14 protein-coding genes are annotated in these 19,442 nt (G+C 64.1%); 4 read left to right on the forward strand and 10 right to left on the reverse strand.

What is annotated here, in order from left to right:
• The first annotated feature begins 601 nt into the window (after positions 1-601).
• Positions 602-2,581, forward strand: a complete 1,980-nt coding sequence (locus O7A05_RS19405; RefSeq protein ID WP_337094605.1) for a M23 family metallopeptidase — start codon at positions 602-604, stop codon at positions 2,579-2,581.
• A 206-nt stretch (positions 2,582-2,787) separates the two neighbouring features.
• On the opposite strand, the gene O7A05_RS19410 is transcribed toward O7A05_RS19405, so the two are convergent.
• Complete coding sequence (locus tag O7A05_RS19410) at positions 2,788-4,341, reverse strand: MFS transporter (protein WP_337094606.1); 1,554 nt, start codon at positions 4,339-4,341, stop codon at positions 2,788-2,790.
• 213 nt (positions 4,342-4,554) lie between these two features.
• On the opposite strand from O7A05_RS19410, the gene O7A05_RS19415 reads away from it, so the two are divergent.
• Entirely contained in the window at positions 4,555-5,067 is a 513-nt protein-coding gene (locus O7A05_RS19415; protein ID WP_337094607.1) for a TMEM175 family protein, read from the forward strand.
• 93 nt (positions 5,068-5,160) lie between these two features.
• Here the strand turns inward: O7A05_RS19415 and O7A05_RS19420 are convergent, their stop codons facing one another.
• The 8 genes from O7A05_RS19420 to O7A05_RS19455 all read right to left on the reverse strand — a co-directional run bounded on the left by O7A05_RS19420 (position 5,161) and on the right by O7A05_RS19455 (position 17,206).
• Positions 5,161-6,693, reverse strand: a complete 1,533-nt coding sequence (locus tag O7A05_RS19420) for a L,D-transpeptidase family protein (protein ID WP_337094608.1) — start codon at positions 6,691-6,693, stop codon at positions 5,161-5,163.
• 191 nt (positions 6,694-6,884) lie between these two features.
• Positions 6,885-7,250, reverse strand: coding sequence for an MmcQ/YjbR family DNA-binding protein (locus O7A05_RS19425; protein WP_337094609.1), 366 nt, complete (start codon positions 7,248-7,250; stop codon positions 6,885-6,887).
• Positions 7,251-7,366: 116 nt separating this feature from the next.
• Positions 7,367-9,973: an ATP-dependent chaperone ClpB gene (clpB, locus tag O7A05_RS19430; protein WP_337094610.1), complete on the reverse strand. Its 2,607-nt coding sequence runs from the start codon at positions 9,971-9,973 to the stop codon at positions 7,367-7,369.
• Positions 9,974-10,196: 223 nt separating this feature from the next.
• Positions 10,197-11,204, reverse strand: coding sequence for a DUF4167 domain-containing protein (locus O7A05_RS19435; RefSeq protein WP_337094611.1), 1,008 nt, complete (start codon positions 11,202-11,204; stop codon positions 10,197-10,199).
• Positions 11,205-11,517: 313 nt separating this feature from the next.
• Positions 11,518-12,387: a peptide chain release factor N(5)-glutamine methyltransferase gene (gene prmC / locus O7A05_RS19440; protein WP_337094612.1), complete on the reverse strand. Its 870-nt coding sequence runs from the start codon at positions 12,385-12,387 to the stop codon at positions 11,518-11,520.
• Entirely contained in the window at positions 12,380-13,459 is a 1,080-nt protein-coding gene (gene prfA, locus O7A05_RS19445; RefSeq protein ID WP_337094613.1) for a peptide chain release factor 1, read from the reverse strand. Before prfA ends, prmC begins: the two co-directional genes overlap by 8 nt.
• 139 nt (positions 13,460-13,598) lie before the next feature.
• A complete protein-coding gene (gene ptsP / locus O7A05_RS19450; RefSeq protein ID WP_337094614.1) occupies positions 13,599-15,869 on the reverse strand; it encodes a phosphoenolpyruvate--protein phosphotransferase in 2,271 nt (756 codons plus the stop codon).
• Between the two features lie 83 nt (positions 15,870-15,952).
• Positions 15,953-17,206, reverse strand: coding sequence for an aspartate kinase (locus O7A05_RS19455; protein ID WP_127225134.1), 1,254 nt, complete (start codon positions 17,204-17,206; stop codon positions 15,953-15,955).
• A 213-nt stretch (positions 17,207-17,419) separates the two neighbouring features.
• On the opposite strand from O7A05_RS19455, the gene O7A05_RS19460 reads away from it, so the two are divergent.
• Positions 17,420-17,716, forward strand: a complete 297-nt coding sequence (locus tag O7A05_RS19460; RefSeq protein ID WP_337094615.1) for an antibiotic biosynthesis monooxygenase family protein — start codon at positions 17,420-17,422, stop codon at positions 17,714-17,716.
• A 38-nt stretch (positions 17,717-17,754) separates the two neighbouring features.
• Here O7A05_RS19460 and O7A05_RS19465 read toward each other — a convergent pair whose 3' ends face one another.
• Complete coding sequence (locus tag O7A05_RS19465; RefSeq protein ID WP_337094616.1) at positions 17,755-18,312, reverse strand: putative glycolipid-binding domain-containing protein; 558 nt, start codon at positions 18,310-18,312, stop codon at positions 17,755-17,757.
• Positions 18,313-18,639: 327 nt separating this feature from the next.
• Between O7A05_RS19465 and ubiG the strand changes: the two genes are divergently transcribed.
• Positions 18,640-19,389 (forward strand): bifunctional 2-polyprenyl-6-hydroxyphenol methylase/3-demethylubiquinol 3-O-methyltransferase UbiG, encoded by a 750-nt coding sequence (gene ubiG, locus O7A05_RS19470; protein ID WP_337094617.1) that lies wholly within the window; start codon positions 18,640-18,642, stop codon positions 19,387-19,389.
• Positions 19,390-19,442 lie beyond the last annotated feature (53 nt).

The raw sequence follows: 19,442 nt of genomic DNA on the forward strand, positions 1-19,442 counted from the left end.
CTGGCGGAGTAAGAGGCTCAGCAGGACTCTGCCGCCCACGTTTCTCTTTCTTCAATATTCAATTGTCAAAGAACAGACATCGCTTCACGCAATGTCGCGGCCCGCTTCGCTTTCGGCTCGGGGCCACTCGAGTGTCGCTCACGCGGCTCTCTTGAATTTCGCCAGAGGGCAGACCTAGAAGCAAACTTCTTCGTCGCCAGCGGCGCACCGCCCTCGTTCGTGGGCCGTATATAGTCGGACCTCCCTCGACGCGTCAACACCGATTTCCAACTTTTTTGAATTTTTTGCGACGAATTTTGCGAACCGCTTTTTCGGTAGCCGACTGCCCTTGCGGCAGCCCTTGGGTCATCCACAACGAGGCCCTATTGCCGCCGCATTGGGGCGTGAAACCGGCCCGTATAAGGAAGGCGCGCGCGTATGTGCGAGGCGCCCCAGGACAGACGACCGCAACAGACGACAAGAGCGCCGTGCGCAGAACGCATGATTGGGGATATCGGCCCCGGCCTGCCGTTTCGTTGACTTCAACCGCCGTGACAGGCAAATGTCATGGCCGCAACGATAACGACAAGCCGTTCGCCCGGGGAAGAAGCAGCCTTTCTGGATGCCAGACACGGAAGATGTCATAGCCGAACTCGGCAACGAGCCGCCGCTGATCGCGGACGGCCGCAGCGGTCCGCCCGACCGCCGCGAGGTCTCGGCCCGTTGGCTGTCGGGCACCTTCCTCACCGGCGTGACATCGAGCGTGTTGATGGGCGTGGCCTTGTTCGCTGCCCTTGATGGCCGCCAGCAATTGGCGACCCCGCCGGAGATCGCCGAGCTCATCGGCCTTGCCGGCGGCGGCGACGATTCCGGCGAGCAGGCAAAGACCACGAGGCTGGTAGCACCGCGCCAGATCGCCCGGGCCAAGGACCGCCGCCGCATGGAAGTGTCGATGGTCACCAAGGTCGGCGACCGCGATGTTATCCACACCATGCCGTTCGTGCAGATCAAGATGGCCTTGGCCGCTGGCCACACCACCAACCGCCCCTACCTGCCATTCGACCCGATGCAGGTGTTCGGCGACGACGGCGACGACAATGCGCAGCCGGCAACGGCCACCGCGGCCGCCGGACAGATCTACGGCGCCAAGGTCGAAAGCGAGATGAGTCTGAAGACGGTCGATTTTCCGATCGAGACGGCGTCCTTCGACGAAAAGAGCGATCTTTCCGCCAACGAGGTGGAAAAGGTGGTGCGGGACGCCAGCAACGGCTTGAGCGACGGCGCCGTCCAGGTTGCCGCGCTGCATTATGTCGACCCGCAGCGATTCGGGGACGCCTTCGCCGAATCGATGGCCGGCTCCTACGACGTGAAGATCACACAGGAAAATGTTTCGGTGGCGCCGCGCGCCACGCCGGACGATCAGGCGCCGGCCTTCGCCGAGGAGATCATTCCCTTCACCAGGGATACCGACATCGCCGAGGCCTTTGCCGATTCAGGCTACACCGGCGATGACGCGAGGGGCATGGCGGAGGCGATCGGCAAGCTCTTGAACGCCCCGGCGCTGAAGGCCGGAACGGTGCTGCGCGTCGGTCTCGAGGTGCGCGGAGACATCGCCAAGGTCGTGCGCACCAGCGTCTACGACAAGACCACGCATATCGTGACCATCGCGCTCGACGACCGCGGCCAGTACGTGCCGGCGCAGGAGCCCGAGCCCAATCCCGAGCTTTTGACAGCGTTCGATGATTCGCAGCCCGTCGTGGTGCGCGGCAACCTGCCCAATGTCTATGACGGCATCTACCGCACCGCCTATTCCTACGGCATGTCGAAAGCGATGACGCAGAAGCTGATCAAGCTGCTCGCTTCCGACGTGGATTTCCAGTCGCGGCTCTCGCCTTCCGACCGCCTCGAAGTGCTGTTCTCCCAACCTGACGGCGACGACCAGGCCTCCGACGGTTCCCAGCTTCTCTACGTCTCGTCGACCTTCGGCGGACAAACACGCAACTTCTATCGCTTCCAGATGCAGGACGGCAGCGTCGACTACTTCGACGAGAACGGCAGCAGCGCCAAGCAATTCCTGCTGCGCAATCCGCTGCCCAATGGGCGCTTCACCTCCGGCTTCGGCGCACGCCGGCACCCGATCCTTGGCTACGTCCGGATGCACACCGGCACCGACTGGGCAGCGCCGATCGGCACACCGATCATCGCCGCCGGCAACGGCGTCGTCGAGAAGGCCGGCTGGGCCGGCGGCTACGGCAAGCAGATCATCATCCGCCACGCCAATGGTTACGAGACCTCCTACAATCACCAGAGTGCTTTCGCCAAAGGTATCGAGGAAGGCGTTCATGTCCGGCAGGGGCAGGTCATCGGCTATCTCGGCCAGACCGGCCTCTCTACCGGCCCGCACCTTCACTACGAACTGATCGTCAACGGCACCAAGGTCGATTCGATGCGCGTGCGCCTGCCGGTCGGCAAGGTTTTAAAGGGCGACGATCTCGTCGCCTTCAAGAAAGAGCGCGAACGCATCGACGATCTTCTGAAGCAGGAAGACGGCAACGCGCTGAAGGTTGCCAGCGCCAAGACTGATTCGCAGCTTCCGAACTGAGCCGTTTCCGGAACCGCTCTACCTCTTTGTTTCGACGCAATTGCGGACGGAAGGCTAGGACGAAGTCGCCGGGCTTAACCGCTCACATTTTCCCTGGTATTGCTCTAGATCAGGAGTGACGTTTCGTTGAATCGTCATCCTGATCTAACTCTTTGTTGGAGCGTGATCTTCTCCGAAAACCGGTTCCCACTTTCCGGGATCATGCTCTAATCGCGCGAATCGTCTGTCTGCCGCGGCCAAGGCGATGCCTGCCCTGGCACCGTGAACCAGGCGGTCAGGGAAGCAAGCAGGCAAAGGACAGTCGTGACCGCCGCGACTGCAGCGAAAGCCGAATCGCTTGCCACGACCCTGGCCGCATCGAGGTTGGCGGCAAGCCGGGATGCAGGCGGCTCGCCGAAGCCGGGCATGCCGGGGGCACGGCCGGTCATCCGCGCGTAAACCCAGGCCGCCAGCGAGCCCATCGCCGCCACCGCGATCAGGCCACCGACGCGCGAGACCGCATTGTTGATGCCGGAAGCGGCGCCGGTATCCTTGTCCTCGACGGACGTCATGACCGCGGTCGACAGCGGCGACACGACCTGCGCCATGCCGAGCCCCATCAGCGCCATCAGCGGAAAGGTCCCGGCCCAGAAATGGTGGATGCCGAAATGAGCGAGCAGCGCGAGCCCGCCGAAGGCGATGGCGACGACCATGCTGCCGCTGGCGATCGGGAAACGCGGACCGATCCGATCCGACCACTGGCCGACAGGCCCGGACAAGAGCGCGATCAACGCCGACAGCGGCAGGAAGATAAAACCGACCTCGGCCTCGCTCAGTCTCCAGCCGGCGATCAAAAGCATCGGCAGGTAGAACAAATTGGCCGACAGCGCGAAATAGAGGAAGAATGTCGCCAGATTGGCGCCGGCAAAGGCCCTGGTCCGGAACAGGCCGAGATCGATCATCGGATCGCGCTGCCTGAGCTCGTAAAAGATGAAGACAAAGAGCAGAACCACACCGGCAACGATCGCAGGCGTCGAGAGCATTCCGCCGCCTTCCGCATTCATCGCCGTCAGCCCGTAGGCGAGCAGGCCGAACGCAAGCGTCGCCAGCCCCGCGCCGCCAAGATCGAGGCTGCGTTTTTCGGTCGGCTTGTCGGCAGGCACCTTGGCCAACAGCAGATAGATCGAGATCAGTCCAAGCGGCAGGTTGATGGCGAAGATCGCGCGCCAGACCCCATTGCCGAAAGTCGTCAGGACGAAGCCGCCCACAACGGGGCCGAGCGCCGTGGTCAGCGCCGATGCGGCGGCCCAGATGCCGATCGCCCGGCCGCGCTCCTTCTTCGGATAGGCTTTGGCGATGATGGCGAGGCTGCCCGGCACCATGATCGCCGCGCCGATGCCCTGGATGGCGCGGAAGGCGATCAATATGGCCGGATCCGGCGCCACCGCGCAGGCGAGCGAGGCGGCGATGAACAGCGCGATGCCGGTCACGAAGGCGCGCCGCAGGCCAAACCGGTCGCCGGCAGCGCCCCCCGCCAGGATGAGCGCGGAGAGCGTCAGCGCATAGGCGTTGGAAATCCACTGCGCCTCGGCCAGGCTGGCGCCGAGATCCGCGCGCAGCGCCGGCATGGCGATCGCCAGGATCGACCCGTCGATGAAACCGAGCGCGGAGGCGAGGATTGCTGCCACCAGCACGAATTTTCGCCGCGCCTGAGGACAGAACGTACCGTTCGCCCGCGCGGGCGAATGCGAATCGGCAGTGGCTTCGTTCGCGGATGACATGAATCTCTGCTTAGCCCTCCGGCCGTTGCGCAACAACAAGCCAGAGCATCGCTGTTCTTGAAACCAGATGCCAGTGGAGCATGCCGAAAACTGCGAAGCGGTTTCGGCGCCATCTATCTCTTTGACCGGAGCCCCACGGGAGACGCCAATCCTGATGCAAACCGCCGATCGCGTGCTAGGTTCCAGCATTGCGCGTGAAAGAAGGGGGAAGCGATGAAGCGGCCGCTCGAACCGTCGGCGGAAGGACGCGGACGCATCGTCGGCATAACCGACGGCGTCTTCGCCATCGCTTTGACCCTGATCGTGCTGGAGATCAGGGTGCCGTCGCATGAGGCGGTGCATTCCGAAGGCGAGCTGCTTGCCGCGATCCTGGCGCTCGGGCCACGGTTCCTGACCTATGCGCTGAGTTTCCTGACGCTCACCATCTTCTGGTTCGGCCAGCAGGCGCAGCATGGCCTGATCGCAAAATCAGACCGCAGGCTGGCGACGCTCAATCTGTGCTTTCTTGCCTTTATCGCGCTGCTGCCGTTCTCAACCGACCTGCTGGCCGATTTCCTGGAATTCAGGATGGCGGTGCTGGTCTACTGGCTGAATCTGCTGATGCTGGGCGGCACGCTGTTCGCGAGCTGGTGGTATGCCGACAGGAACGGCATGATCGCCGAGGATGTCGACGCGGAGACGCGACGCGCCGTCTACAAGCGGATCGTCAAGGCGCAGATCCTGTGAGCGGTCGGCGCGGCGCTTTGCCTGATCACGCCGCTGCTCAGCATCGTCTTCATCCTGCTGGTGCAGCTCATCTATGCCGCGGCGCCGCGCGCCTTACTGCTGCGTAAACTCATCGGTTGAGGTCCCGCCGACATCCGCGATTGTTGATCCGCCGACAAACTCCACGGTGACGCCCGGCGACACCAGCTTGGCAAGCTCGCGTGCGTCCCAGTTGGTCAGGCGCACGCAGCCATGGCTCTCGGTTTTGCCGATCTTGGAGGGATCGGGCGTGCCGTGAATGCCGTAGGTCGGCTTGTCGAGCGCGATCCAGACCGAGCCGACCGGACCGTTCGGTCCCGGCGGGACGGTCAGGATCTTGTCGTTCTGGCCCTGCTTGAAATTGATGTTCGGATTGTAGGTGTAGTTCGGGTCGAGCGCGATGCGCGAGACGGCATGGATGCCGGTTGGCGACGGCGTGTCGGCCGAGCCGATGGTCGCCGGATAGGCCGCGACCAGCTTGCCGCTGCCATCATAGGCGTAGACTTCCTTCTTGGTCTTGTCGGCGATGATACGCGTTACCGGCGTGGAGACCAGCTTGCCGAAATTGGCGACCTTGATCATCGTGCCCGGGCGATTGAAGTCCACGCCCTTGTTGATCGACTTCAGATAGGTCTCGTCCATATGGAAGCGTTCGGCCAGCGCCTCTGTGACCGAGGTGTAGCACATGCAGTCGAGCTTGGCCTTCTGGCTGTAGTCCTCCGGGATCGAGGCGACGTAAGGGCCGGCCACGTCTTCCGGCGTGATCGTGTAGGAGGCGAAGGCGTCGCCGCCCGACTGTGCAAGCGCCGCCTGGATGCCGACTGCATCGGTGGATTTCAGATTGGTGCCGTTTATTTCGTTGTAGGCGGCCAGCGCCTTGTCGACATTCGAGCCGAAGCGCCCGTCGATCACGCCCGGCGAAGCGCCGCCGCGATCGAGCAGCACCTGCAGCGCGGCAACGTCCTGGCGCACCCCGAGCGACAGCGACGGATCGACCGCGGCCTTGCCGCCAGTGTTCGGCGGCAGCGACAGCTCGGCGTCCGGATTGGTTTGAAGCACTTCGCCCTGGCCCGGCTGCTCCGGGTCGATCGACGCCTCGTTCAGCGGCTGGCGCTTGATGGTGTCGGATTTCGGCGCCTCCGGATAGGTGGTGGCGTAGCCTTCATCATTGTTGGGCGCCGGCGGATAGGCATCGACGGAATTGTCGTCGTACTCGTCGACCGGCGGCGGGATGACACGGCCGTTCTCTTCCAATTGCTGACGGCGGAAGCGCGCCATGTCCTCGGGGTTGTCGAGATAATAGCGGTCGTCGTCCTCGGCCGGCGCACGGCCGAGTTCCTGCATGCGCATCTGCCGACGAAGCGCGCGGCGATCAAGCCTGCTCCCCGGCGGCTGGATGGCGATCACCTTGCCGGTGTCGGCATCGACCAGCACGCGGTTGCCCCTGGCGTCATAATAGATGTCGATATTGCCTTCCTGCGCCAGCACCAGCGCACCGCGCTCGGCCCGACGCGCGCTCGGCCCGCCGTCCACGCCCGGCGCGGCGAAGGCACTGGAAGATACCAGCCCGGCCGCGAGTGCCGAAAGGGAAAAGATCAAGCGCAGCATGGGGGTCTAGCTCTCCGGTCGACGAGGCTCCTGGCGGCCGAACCTTCGCCAGCAAACCAGTTACCCAGACTAAGGTTCCAATATGAACCGGGCATGAAGATGGCGGTTTTCCGGTGCCTCGAGGAATATCCGCTGATGCATGTCACGCAAAAGTGTGCCGCGGTTTTGCGAGAACGACATGCATAAGATCCTTAGGATACGGCAAGCCCCAATTCCTTGCGCGCCTGTTTGGTCAGCTTGCGGACGACCAGGCGGTGGCTTTCGCGCAGATAGTCCTTGAGCGCCGCATCATCCATGCTTTGGCTTGTCTGACGCTGGATCCATTTCATGCCGCGCGAGGCAAGATAGGGCGCCGGCCGGCAGCCCGACTGATCCTTCAGCACATCATAGGCCATCTCGGAACATTTGAAGGTGACGAAAAGCTGACCGCCCTCGTTCCAGCCGCCGATGGCGAACACCTTGCCGCCGACTTTCCAGACATGGGCGCCGCCCCACTGAACGACATGCGTCGTGGCGGGCAATGAAGCGCAGAAGCCGTTGTAATCGTCGAGCTTCATCGAGTTCTTCCCGGTCATCCGAATCGGCAGCTGATTATGCGCAGTCACCGGCAATAAAAAAGCGCGCCGCACCAGTCCGGTGCGACGCGCTTCGCGTTCATTCAAGCACGCCCGAATCAGGCGGCGGCCTCCGTCGCCACCACGGTCGGCTTCGAGCGGAAGTTCAACCGGTCGGAACCGGCGGTGACCTTGACGGTCGAACCGTCGAGGATCTCGCCGAGCAGGATCTTCTCCGCCAGCGGGTCCTGCAGCTCCTTCTGCATCACCCGTTTCAGCGGCCTGGCGCCATAGGCCGGATCGTAGCCCTTCGACGCCAGCCACTCGATCGCGTCGTGATCCAGCGACAGCGTGATCTTGCGATCGGTAAGCAGGTTCTCCAGCCGCTTGAGCTGTATCTCGACGATGCGGTCCATATCCAGACGGCGCAGCCGGTGGAACAGGATCACCTCATCGACGCGGTTGAGGAACTCCGGTCGGAACGAGGCCTTCACCACGGCCATCACCTCGTCGCGCACGGCATCGACGTCCTGGTCGTCGGCCAGGTTCACCAGATATTCGGCGCCGAGATTCGACGTCATGATGATCAGCGTGTTGCGGAAGTCGACCGTGCGGCCCTGACCATCGGTCAGCCGGCCGTCGTCGAGCACCTGCAGGAGCACGTTGAACACGTCCGGATGCGCCTTCTCGATCTCGTCGAACAGCACGACCTGATAGGGCCGGCGCCGCACCGCTTCGGTCAGCGCACCGCCTTCCTCATAGCCGACATAGCCGGGAGGCGCGCCGATCAGCCGGGCGACGGAGTGCTTCTCCATGAACTCCGACATGTCGATGCGCACCAACGCGGTCTCGTCGTCGAAGAGGAAGCTGGCCAGCGCCTTGGTGAGCTCGGTCTTGCCGACGCCGGTCGGTCCGAGGAACATGAACGAGCCGATCGGCCGGTTCGGATCCTGCAGCCCGGCGCGGGCGCGGCGCACGGCCTTGGACACCGCCTGCACGGCTTCGCCCTGGCCGACGACCCGCTTGCTGATCTCGTCTTCCATGCGCAAGAGCTTCTCGCGCTGCCCTTCCAGCATCTTGTCGACCGGAATGCCGGTCCAGCGCGACACGACATGCGCGACATGGTCGGGCGTGACCACCTCTTCCACCATGCCGGTCTTGCCATCCTGCGCTTCGGCCTCCTTGAGCTTCTTCTCGAGCTCCGGAATCTTGCCATAGGCAAGCTCGCCGGCGCGCTGAAACTCGCCCTTGCGCTGCGCGATCGCCAGTTCGTTGCGCGACTCGTCGAGCTGCTTCTTCAGGTCGGCGGCAAGGCCGAGCTTCTGCTTTTCGGCCTGCCATTTCGCGGTCAGCTCGCTCGATTCTTCCTCGAGGCTGGCGAGTTCCTTCTCCAGCCGGGCAAGGCGGTCCTTCGAGGCCTCGTCCTTCTCCACCTTCAGTGCCTCGCGCTCGATCTTGAGCTGCATGATACGGCGGTCGATCTCATCCAGCGCCTCCGGCTTGGAATCGACCTGCATGCGCAGCCTGGAGGCCGCCTCATCGACCAGGTCGATCGCCTTGTCGGGCAGGAAGCGGTCGGCGATGTAACGGTTGGAAAGCGCCGCCGCCGACACCAGCGCGGAATCGGAGATGCGCACCTTGTGATGCTGCTCGTATTTCTCCTTCAGGCCGCGCAGGATCGAGACGGTGTCCTCGACCGTCGGCTCGTCGACGAAGACGGGCTGGAAACGGCGGGCAAGGGCGGCGTCCTTCTCGACATGCTTGCGGTATTCGTCGAGCGTGGTGGCACCGACGCAGTGCAGTTCGCCGCGTGCAAGCGCCGGCTTCAAAAGGTTCGACGCGTCCATCGCGCCATCGGCCTTGCCGGCGCCAACCAGCGTATGCATCTCGTCGATGAACAGGATGATGTTGCCGCTGGCCGAGGTGACCTCGTTGAGCACGGCCTTCAGGCGTTCCTCGAACTCGCCGCGATATTTGGCGCCGGCAATCAGCGCGCCCATGTCGAGCGCCATCAACTGCTTGTCCTTCAGCGATTCCGGCACGTCGCCATTGACGATGCGCAGCGCCAGGCCCTCGGCGATCGCCGTCTTGCCGACGCCCGGCTCGCCGATCAGCACGGGGTTGTTCTTGGTGCGCCGCGACAGCACCTGGATGGTGCGGCGAATCTCGTCGTCGCGGCCGATGACCGGGTCGAGCCTGCCGGCGCGGGCATCGGCGGTCAGGTCGCGCGCGTATTTCTTCAGCGCGTCATAGCCCTGCTCGGCGCTGGCCGAGTCGGCGGTGCGGCCCTTGCGGATATCGTTGATGGCCTGGTTGAGCGCCTGCGCAGTCACGCCTGCCTTGGACAGGATGTCGGCGGTCTTGGCCGGCTTCTCCATGACAAGCGCCTGCAGCAGCCGCTCCACGGTGACGAAGCTGTCGCCGGCCTTCTTGGCCAGGTCCTCGGCGGTGGAAAACACCTTGGCGAGAGGCTGGGCCAGATAGAGCTGGCCATTGCCGCCTTCGACCTTGGGCATGGCTTCGAGCGCGGCCTCGACACCGAGCTTGACGTCGCGGACGCTGCCGCCGGCGCGCTCAATCAGGGACGCGGCAAGGCCCTCGTCATCGTCGACGAGCACTTTGAGTATATGTTCGGGGGTGAATTGCTGGTGATTGCGCGAGAGCGCCATGGTCTGCGCGGACTGGATGAAACCGCGCACGCGCTCCGAGTATTTTTCAAGATTCATGCCTGTCTCCTTCCATCACCGGCCCGCTTTGCGGCACCGGATCAGATTGCGGTGACGGACCCGCCCATAAGAGCCGAGCCCTGTTCAGCCGAGATATGGTGTATGGGCTGCGCTCCCTCAAGACGCCTTGATGTCGATCAAAGCAGAATATTCCAGGGCGCGCATAAACAAAAACGGCGGAGATTGCTCTCCGCCGTTCGCAATGCCTGAAATGGCGTCCGGATCAGTCGTTCGCGTCGGCGGCGACAGGCTCGCTAGGAGCTTCGCCGGCAACGGGCGTCGGCTCGCTGGCGACAGGCTCGATCGCCCGGTCCGCTTCCTCGGCCGGCTTGGCGCTGGCGTGGTCGCCGTTGCTCGCCGCGTTGCGCGTTTCGCCTGAACTTTCGGGGCTGCCGGCTTCGGGGTTCAAGCCCTCCGGCTGTTTGCCCTGCTCGTCGTTGCCCGCCTGCTCAGCATAGGTGCCGCGCTGGCGCCGCGGACGCCGTGGCCGGCGACCGCCATTCGCGGCTTCGTTGAGCTCGGCCTGGGCTGCAAGCGCGGCCGGCGAGAAACCGTCGAACTGCGGCGCCTGCTCACCCTGGGATCCGGCCTCGCCGGCTGCCTCGGGCTGCGCCTCGTTGCGGCGGTTCTGATCGAACTGCTGGCCGCCCTGCTCGCCGCGCTGGGCGTTTTCGCCACGCTGACCGCTCTGGCCGTAGCCGCCGTTGCGGCGGTCGCGATGCCGGTCGCGGCCACTGTTGTCGCGCTGGTTGTTGTCGCGGCGATTGTTGTTGTCGCGGCCGTTTTCCTGGTTGTAGGCGAGTTCCGCCGGCGTTCCGTCGATCACCGGCTGCGGCCCGGAGCCGTTCGCCGGCGCCTCGGCGCCGCTGTTGTTGCCGGCATTGTCGAACTCGTCGCGATCCTCATCGAGATCGTCGTCGAAGTCGTCGCGGTTCTGCGGGACGTTTTGGATCGGCATCTGCGCCTGTGCGGCGGCAATGATGCGATTGTAGTGTTCGGCGTGCTGGAGATAGTTTTCCGCCATTACTCTGTCGCCGGAGCTTTGCGCATCACGGGCGAGTGTGGCGTATTTTTCGGCGATCTGCTGAGCCGATCCGCGGATCTTCACGTCCGGGCCGTTGCTCTCGTAAGTGCGGGTCAGGGGATTCGGCCCCTTGCGGTTGTTGTTGTTGCCACCGCCGCCATTGTTGTTGCGACCGCGCATGCGCCTGTTCTGCTGTTGTGGCCTCATTAGACTCTCTTCATAGTGAATTTTCGAAAAACTCTTCACGAACGGAGGCGCTCATGCAGCCAGCCGTTTCGTTTCTTCACCGGCGTTCGCCCGCATCAATTGCGTTGGCGCCACGTGCCATCCTGTTCCGGTTACATCACTTGCCGGATGATTCCCGCACGAAGCTTGGGCGTCGTTTGCGCAAGAAGGCAGCTATTTCCAAGGAAAACCGAATCGCTGGGAGCACTGCCTGCTTCGTCTCATCCGGTTGAGCCGGACCCTAGCTGCATTCCCCGGTATTGCCAAGCGGTTTTTTCGCACTGCATCAGGGCTTTCAACGCTCGAACACCAGAACTCTGTCATTGCCGCCGAGGTCCAGGTAGGCACCGGCAAGCCCGTAGCCGGCTGCCGCGAAAATCCCGCTGACCTCGTTTTTCTGCGTGTGGCCGATCTCGACCGCTACCTTGCCTTGCGTTTCCAGAAATCCTGCCGCGCCGGCGGCGATGACCCTGTAGGGGTCCAAACCATCCACACCGCCGTCCAGGGCCCGATGCGGGTCGAAATCGCGGACCTCGTCCTGCAGATTTTCAATCTCTCGACTGGGTATATAGGGAGGGTTCGAGGCAATTACATGGTAGCGGCCCGAAACTTTTTCGAACCAGTTGGAATGCACGGCTTTGAAGCGCGCGCCGAGCCCCAGATTCCGGGCATTTCCGGCTGCGGTCGCCAATGCGTCGGGCGAAATTTCGACGCCTGTCGCGGTGGCCGCCGGAACGGCGCTGAGCAGCGCCAGCGCGATGGCGCCGGTGCCCGTGCCAAGATCGAGAATACGGCATTCGCCCAGCCTTTCGACCGTTGCCCGGGCGAAGGGCAGGACGGCGTCGACCAGCGTCTCGGTGTCCGGCCGGGGCTCCAGCGTCTCCGGCGACAGCGACAGGCGCAAACCGTAGAATTCGCGGTAGCCGAGGATGCGGTGCACCGGCTCGCCTGCGACGCGACGCCTCAGGGCCGCTTCAACGGCCGAAAGCGCCGCCGAGCCCACCTCGTGCCCCGGCTCGGCAATCGCCCGGGCGCGAGTCGTGCCGGAGAAATGTTCGACGATCAGCCGGGAATCGAGCGCCGGATCGTCGATGCCGGCGGCGGCCAGACGCTCGCGCGCCGCCCTCAGCAGCGGCCCGAGCGCGGCGGGCAGTCGATCAACCATCGAGGCTCATATCGGCAAGCAGTTTCGACTGATGGTCGGCGATCAGCGCGTCAATAACCTCGTCGAGCTCGCCCATCATCACCCGGTCGAGCTTATAGAGCGTGAGGTTGATGCGGTGGTCGGTGACGCGCCCTTGCGGGAAGTTGTAGGTGCGGATGCGCTCCGACCGGTCGCCCGACCCGACTTGCGACTTTCGCGACGACGAGCGCTCCTCATCCGCGCGGCTGCGCTCGAGATCGTAGAGTCGGGCCCTCAGGATCTGCATGGCGCGCGCCCGATTCTGGTGCTGCGACTTCTCCGCCTGCACCACCATGATGCCGGTCGGCAAATGGGTGATGCGCACCGCCGAATCGGTGGTGTTGACGTGCTGGCCGCCGGAGCCCGAGGCGCGCATCGTGTCGATGCGGATGTCTTCCGCCCGGATCTCGATATCGACCTCTTCGGCTTCGGGCAGCACGGCTACCGTCGCCGCCGAGGTGTGGATGCGCCCGCCGGCTTCGGTCTCCGGCACGCGCTGGACGCGGTGAACGCCGGATTCGAACTTCAGATGCGCGAACACGCCCTTGCCCGACACCGAGGCGATGATTTCCTTGTAGCCGCCGACCTCGCCATCGCTGGCCGACACCACCTCGAAGCGCCAGCCGCGCGAGGCGGCATAGCGCTCATACATGCGGAACAGGTCGCCGGCGAACAGTGCCGCCTCGTCGCCGCCGGTGCCGGCGCGGATTTCGAGGATGGCGTTCCTCTCGTCGGTCGCGTCCTTGGGCAGAAGCAGGATCTGGATGTCTTTCTGCAGCGCCTCGATGCGGTTCTCGACCTCTGGCAGGTCCGCCTCGGCCAGCGCCCGCATATCGCCGTCGGTGGCCTTGTCGGCCAGCATCGCCTCGAGGTCCGCCTGTTCCTGCTCGGCGGCGCGCAACGCCCGGATCTTGCCCACCATCTCCTGGATGTCGGCATATTCCGAAGCCATCTTCACATATTGATCGGCGGCAGGTCCGGCCGACATCTGCGCTTCGAGCATGTCGAAACGCTTGACGACTTGATCCATACGGTCGCGGGGCAGGTTGATCATGGTCTTCGAACTTCGATGGAGTTCACGTCAGGGCGAGTCGAAAATGGGGAATTTCGAGAACCGGAGCGGAATGTACATTTAGGTACATGAGCACCGGAAGCGCAGAAAATCGCCATTTGCAGACCGCCCTCACGTGAATCTAGAGCGGAATCGAGCGGTCATCTGCAAAGGCCTGTAGCAAAGCCCGCATCGGCGTCCCCTGGCTGGGCGCCATCAGATTGTCCCTGAAGAAGTCCTTCAGCTCCTGCAGCGGCAGCTCGGTCAGCATCGCCTTGACCGGGCCGATCGAGGCCGGCGACATCGAGATTGAGCGGAAGCCCAGGCCGATCAGCGCCATGGCCGAGATCGGCTTGCCGGCAAGTTCGCCGCAGAGCGTGACCGGCGTGTTGTTGCGCACGCCGGCATCGGCGATCGTCTTCAGCACCCGAAGGAACGGCGTCGACAGAGTGTCGAAGCGGTCGGCGAGCTGAGTATTGCCGCGATCGACGGCCATGACGAACTGGAAGAGATCGTTGGAGCCGACCGAGACGAAGTCCACCGCCTTCATCAATTCGTCGAGCTGGAACAAGAGCGAGGGCACTTCCAGCATGGCGCCGAGTTTGAGGCTGGTGGGCAGATGATGCGCGAAGCGCGACAGATGCCGTACCTCGCGGTCGATGATCTCGCGCGCCTGCGCGATTTCGGACAGCTCGGTCACCATCGGCAGCATCAGCTTCAGCTCGCGGCCGCCGCAGGCCTTCAGCAGCGCCCGGATCTGGGTTCTCAGCAAGCCGGGGCGGTCGAGCGTCAGCCGGATCGCCCGCCAGCCGAGCGCTGGATTCTCTTCCTGGATCGCGCCCTTAAAGTAAGGCAGCACCTTGTCGCCGCCGATGTCGATGGTACGGAAAGTCACCGGCTTCCCGCGCGCCGCCTCGAGCACGTCGCGGTAAAGCCGCTCCTGAGCCTCGGCGCGCGGGAAGGTCGAGGCGACCATGAACTGCAATTCGGTGCGGAAGAGCCCGATGCCTGCGGCGCCCGACTCGGTCAGCTGCGGCAGGTCGACGGCAAGGCCCGCGTTCATCAAGAGATCGACCGGAACCCCGTCCTTGGTCAGCGACGGCTTCTTGCGCAGCTCGCGATAGACTTCCTGCCGCCTGGCCCGGAAGCGGACTTTTTCGGCATAGGCGGCCTCGAGGTCGGACTGCGGCCGCAGATGGATGGTGCCTTCCTCGCCGTCGACGATGATGGCATCGCCGTTTTCCGCCATGGAAACGGCGCCCTTCATCTGGCCGGCGACGGGAATGCCCATGGCGCGCGCGACGATGACGACATGGCTGGTGGCGGCGCCGTCCTCCAGCACCAGGCCGCGCAGCTTGTCGCGCGGATAGTCGAGCAGTTCGGCCGCGCCCATCGAGCGGGCGACGATGATGGCGTCCTTGGGCAGCGAGGTCGCGACATCCTCCGGGCCGCGCCCCATCAACTGGCGCAGGAGCCGGTTGGCGAGGTCGTCGAAATCGCTCATCCGCTCGCGCAGATAGGGGTCGGTCATGTGCAGCATGCGGGCGCGCATGTCGCTCTGCACCTTCTCGACCGCTGCTTCCGCCGTCAGTCCGTTGCGGATCGCCTCTTCCAGCCGGCGCACCCAACCGCTGTCGTTGGCGAACATGCGATAGGCCTCGAGCACCTCGCGGTGCTCACCTTCGAAGGCGACCTCGCGCCGCTCCAGCATGTCGTCGATGGAGAGCCGGAGCGAGCCGAGCGAGGACTGCAGCCGGCGCACCTCCTCCTCGCTGTCCTCGTTGAAGAGGTTGGTGACGACGATGCGCGGTTCATGCAGCACGACATGGCCGAGCCCGACGCCTTCGTTGAAGGAAAGGCCGGTGAAGCTCACCGGGCGGCGCAGGTCGAGCTCCAGCCCGGGCCGGGTGAGGCGCGCGAGATCGCCGGTGGCGATCATTTCGGCGATCACCATCGCCGTGGTTTCAAGCGCCTCGACCTCGTCGTCGCGATAGTGGCGCATGGTCTTGTTCTGCACCACCAGCACGCCCAGCGTGCGCCCTGCCCTCAGCACCGGCACTCCGAGGAAGGAATTATAGATCTCTTCGCCCGTCTCCGGCAGGTAGGCGAAGGCCGGATGTTCCTGCGCGTTGGAGAGGTTGAGCGGCCGCGCGCTGGCGGCGATCGTGCCGACCAGACCCTGCCCGAGCCTGAGCTGCGCCAGGTGGACGGCGTTGGGGTTCAGACCTTCGGTGGCGTAGAGTTCGAGCACCGAGTCCGCGCGCAGCACATAGAGCGAGCAGACTTCGGCGACCATGTTGGAGGCGATGTCGCGCACGATGCGGTCGAGCCGCTCCTGCGGCTCCAGCGGCTCCTGCATGAGCTCGCGAAGCCGTTTGAGCAGAACGCGCGGGCCACTGGCCGTATCACGCATCGCGGCTTGTTCTCCAATGGGCATTCCGCCCGCCGCAGTTTCTCCCGCGGCCGGCGTTCACGCAACAACTGACTCAGTTCTTGCTATTGCTTATCGAGCCCGTAGACGGAATGCAAAGTACGAACTGCAAGTTCCGTATAGGGACCGTCGATCAATATCGAGATTTTGATCTCGGAAGTGGTGATGGCACGGATGTTGATCGCCTTGTCGGCCAGCGCCTTGAAGGCGGTGGCGGCGACGCCGGCATGGCTTCTCATGCCGATGCCGATGACCGAGACCTTCGACATGCCGGCTTCCGACTGCACGACATCATAACCGACTTCCGGCTTCAGCTTCTCCAGAACGGCAAGCGCCTTGTCGACATCGCCGGACGGCACGGTGAAGGTCATGTCGGTGAACTTGCCGTCCTCGGAGATGTTCTGGACAATCATGTCGACATTGATGTTGGCCTCGGCCAGCGGGCCGAAGATACCGGCGGCGACGCCTGGGCGGTCGCCGACGCGGCGCAGCGAAATTTGCGCTTCGTCCTTGGCGTATGCAATTCCGGTGACGACCTGCTGTTCCACGATCTCTTCCTCGTCGCAAATGAGCGTTCCGGGCGGATTGAGCAAATCCCCCATTCCGGGCGCATCGGGATCGTCGAAGGACGACCGCACGAAGGTACGCACCCTGTGTACCATGGCAAGCTCGACCGAGCGCACCTGCAGCACCTTGGCGCCGAGAGAGGCCATTTCGAGCATTTCCTCGAACGAAATCTTGGCCAGACGGCGGGCCTTCGGCTCGATGCGCGGATCGGTGGTATAGACGCCGTCGACGTCGGTGTAGATATCGCAGCGGTCGGCCTTGACCGCCGCGGCGATCGCCACGGCGCTGGTGTCGGAGCCGCCGCGGCCGAGCGTGGCGATGCGGTTGTCCGGTCCGATGCCCTGGAAGCCGGCAATCACCGCCACCTGGCCCTCGCCGAAACGCTTGACCAGGAAGGCGCCGTCGATGTCGAGGATGCGCGCCGCGCCATGCGCATTGTCGGTCTTGATTGGAATCTGCCAGCCCTGCCAGGACCGTGCATGAATGCCCATGTTCTGCAGCGTGATCGCCAGAAGACCGGCCGTGACCTGCTCGCCGGAAGCGACAACAGCGTCATATTCGCGCGCGTCGTGCATCGGCGAGGCTTCGCGTGTCCAGGCGACCAGCTCGTTGGTCTTGCCGGCCATGGCCGAGACCACCACGGCAACGTCGTGACCGGCATCGACCTCGCGTTTGACATGACGCGCCACATTGCGGATGCGGGCGATGTCGGCGACCGAGGTTCCGCCGAATTTCATCACGATGCGCGCCATGGAAGCGAAATGCCTTTGACTGAAGCCGGTTCGAGGCCGGAACGAGAGGAAACGCCGGGTTAAGCCCGGCGCCGGAATGCGCGGCCTCCTTAGCCAAAACATCAAGGCTTCGCAAGCGAGTGCGGCTACGAGCGGTCCGGCACCGCTCATCCTGACAGAATCTTGTCGTCGATCATGCCATAAGACTGACGAAACGGCCCGTTGGAGATTGTCATGACCGAGACCCTGGAAATCGTCACCTTCCGCCTCAAGCCCGGCACCGAAGCCGGCTTTGTCGCCAATAACGGGATCATGACCGACTGGCTCGCCCGGGAGCCAGGCTTCCTCAGCCGGCATCTCGGCCGGCGCGAGGATGGAAGCTGGGTGGACGTCGTGCGCTGGCAGAGCATGGAACGGGCTCAGGCGGCGGCCGACCGCATCATAGCCGAGATCGGCGACAGCGAGGCCATGCAGGCGATCGAGCCGGCCAGCGTCGCCATGAGCCATGCCGAAATTGTCCTATCACGGTAGGTCCGACACCCGCTCATGTCTTCCACCGGGCAACCGGCTCAGGCAGCGCTTTGCCATAGGCCCGGATAATCGAGAACGAAGCCGGCCGACGAGACCGTCAGGATGGCCTCATAGCCGAAGGCCAGCGCAGCATAGGCGTAGCGGTTTTCGTCAAGCCGCCGATAGGTCTGGTCGAGGCGGGTGAGCCTGAGCTCGGGAAAAGCCAGGTAGGCGGCAGGAGCCGGCGTCGCCATGCCGACGCCAAGATTGAAGCGGCGGACCGCCACGAAGTTCGTGGCCGGCGTGAAGCCAAGGTCGATATCGACGAGGCCCGCGACCCCGGCCTGGCCTGCGCCGTTCAGCATCCACTGGCCATCGGCAAGCCGCTCGATCTCGCAATGCAGCTCCTGCGTTCCGACAAAGCCTTCGACGCGCGCGAAGCGCGTGCTCCAGCCGACATCGCATTCCACCGCATAGGCGAGGCTGCAGGGCTTACCGTCATGCGCGAAGAGTGCATGGCCCTTGAGGCGCCAACCCCGGTCGGTCGCGCTAAGCAGGCAGGCATCATGGCCCTTAAGATCGAGACGGCGCCAGAGGATCGACCAGTGGGATTGCATGATCGAGCCTCCTTCCTGGACATCATGCCTTCCATTCGTCCGACATGGCGATCGCGTTTCCCCGGCGGCCGGATCAAGCTGCCATGTGCTGACATCCGAGGACAACCGGCGTGAACCGGCGTGCGCGGATGCTTGCCGGCAACGCGTGTGGCAGCAGCCGGAAAAACCCTGCCTTGACTTTTGGCGCCAAGGACCCGACTTCCTAACGTTCCACAGCGCCGCGCGTCCTTCGGAACGCGCAGAGGACGCTGTGGAACTTTGACTTTGCACATGATCCTTTCCGAAAATCGGCACCGATTTTCGGGGTCGTGCGCTGGAGAGCCGCCTATGCCAGAGCCCCGCCGATCGACCATCGATGCCGGAGAAGTCGAGCGCTTTTCCGCCCTTGCCGCCGAATGGTGGAACCCGAACGGCAAGTTCCGTCCGCTGCACAAGTTCAATCCGGTGCGGCTTGCCTATATCCGCGACCAGGTGGCGGCGCGTTTCGGCCGCGATCCGCGCGCCGCGCGGCCTTTCGAGGGCTTGCGCTTCCTCGACATCGGCTGCGGCGGCGGGCTTTTGTGCGAGCCGATGGCCAGGCTTGGCGCCGAAGTGGTCGGCGCCGACGCTTCCGCAACCAACATTGAGGTGGCGAAGCTGCATGCGGCGGAGGCCGGCGTCAGTGTCGACTATCGCGCCACCACGGCCGAGGCGCTGGCCGATGCCGGCGAGACCTTCGACGTCATCCTCAACATGGAGGTGGTCGAGCATGTCGCCGATGTCGACTTGTTCCTCGCCAAATGCGGCCAGATGGTGCGCCCCGGCGGCATCATGTTCGTCGCCACCATCAACCGCACGCTGAAAGCGCTCGGCCTTGCCATCATCGGCGCCGAATATGTCCTGCGCTGGCTACCGCGCGGCACGCATCAGTTCGGCAAGCTGGTGCGGCCGGAGGAACTGGAAAAGGCGCTGGGCGCAGCCGGGCTCACGGTGATCGACCGAACCGGCGTCATCTATCACCCGCTGGCCGATCGCTGGCAGAAGTCCAGGGATATGGACGTCAACTACATGGTGCTGGCCGAGAAAGCCTCGGTCTGATCGCGTCAGACGTCAGGCTTCCAACGGCCGATAGCCACCCTGCCAATAGGACC

It is taken from the genome of Mesorhizobium argentiipisi (SeqCode), from assembly GCF_037179585.1.
Lineage (GTDB): Bacteria > Pseudomonadota > Alphaproteobacteria > Rhizobiales > Rhizobiaceae > Mesorhizobium > Mesorhizobium argentiipisi.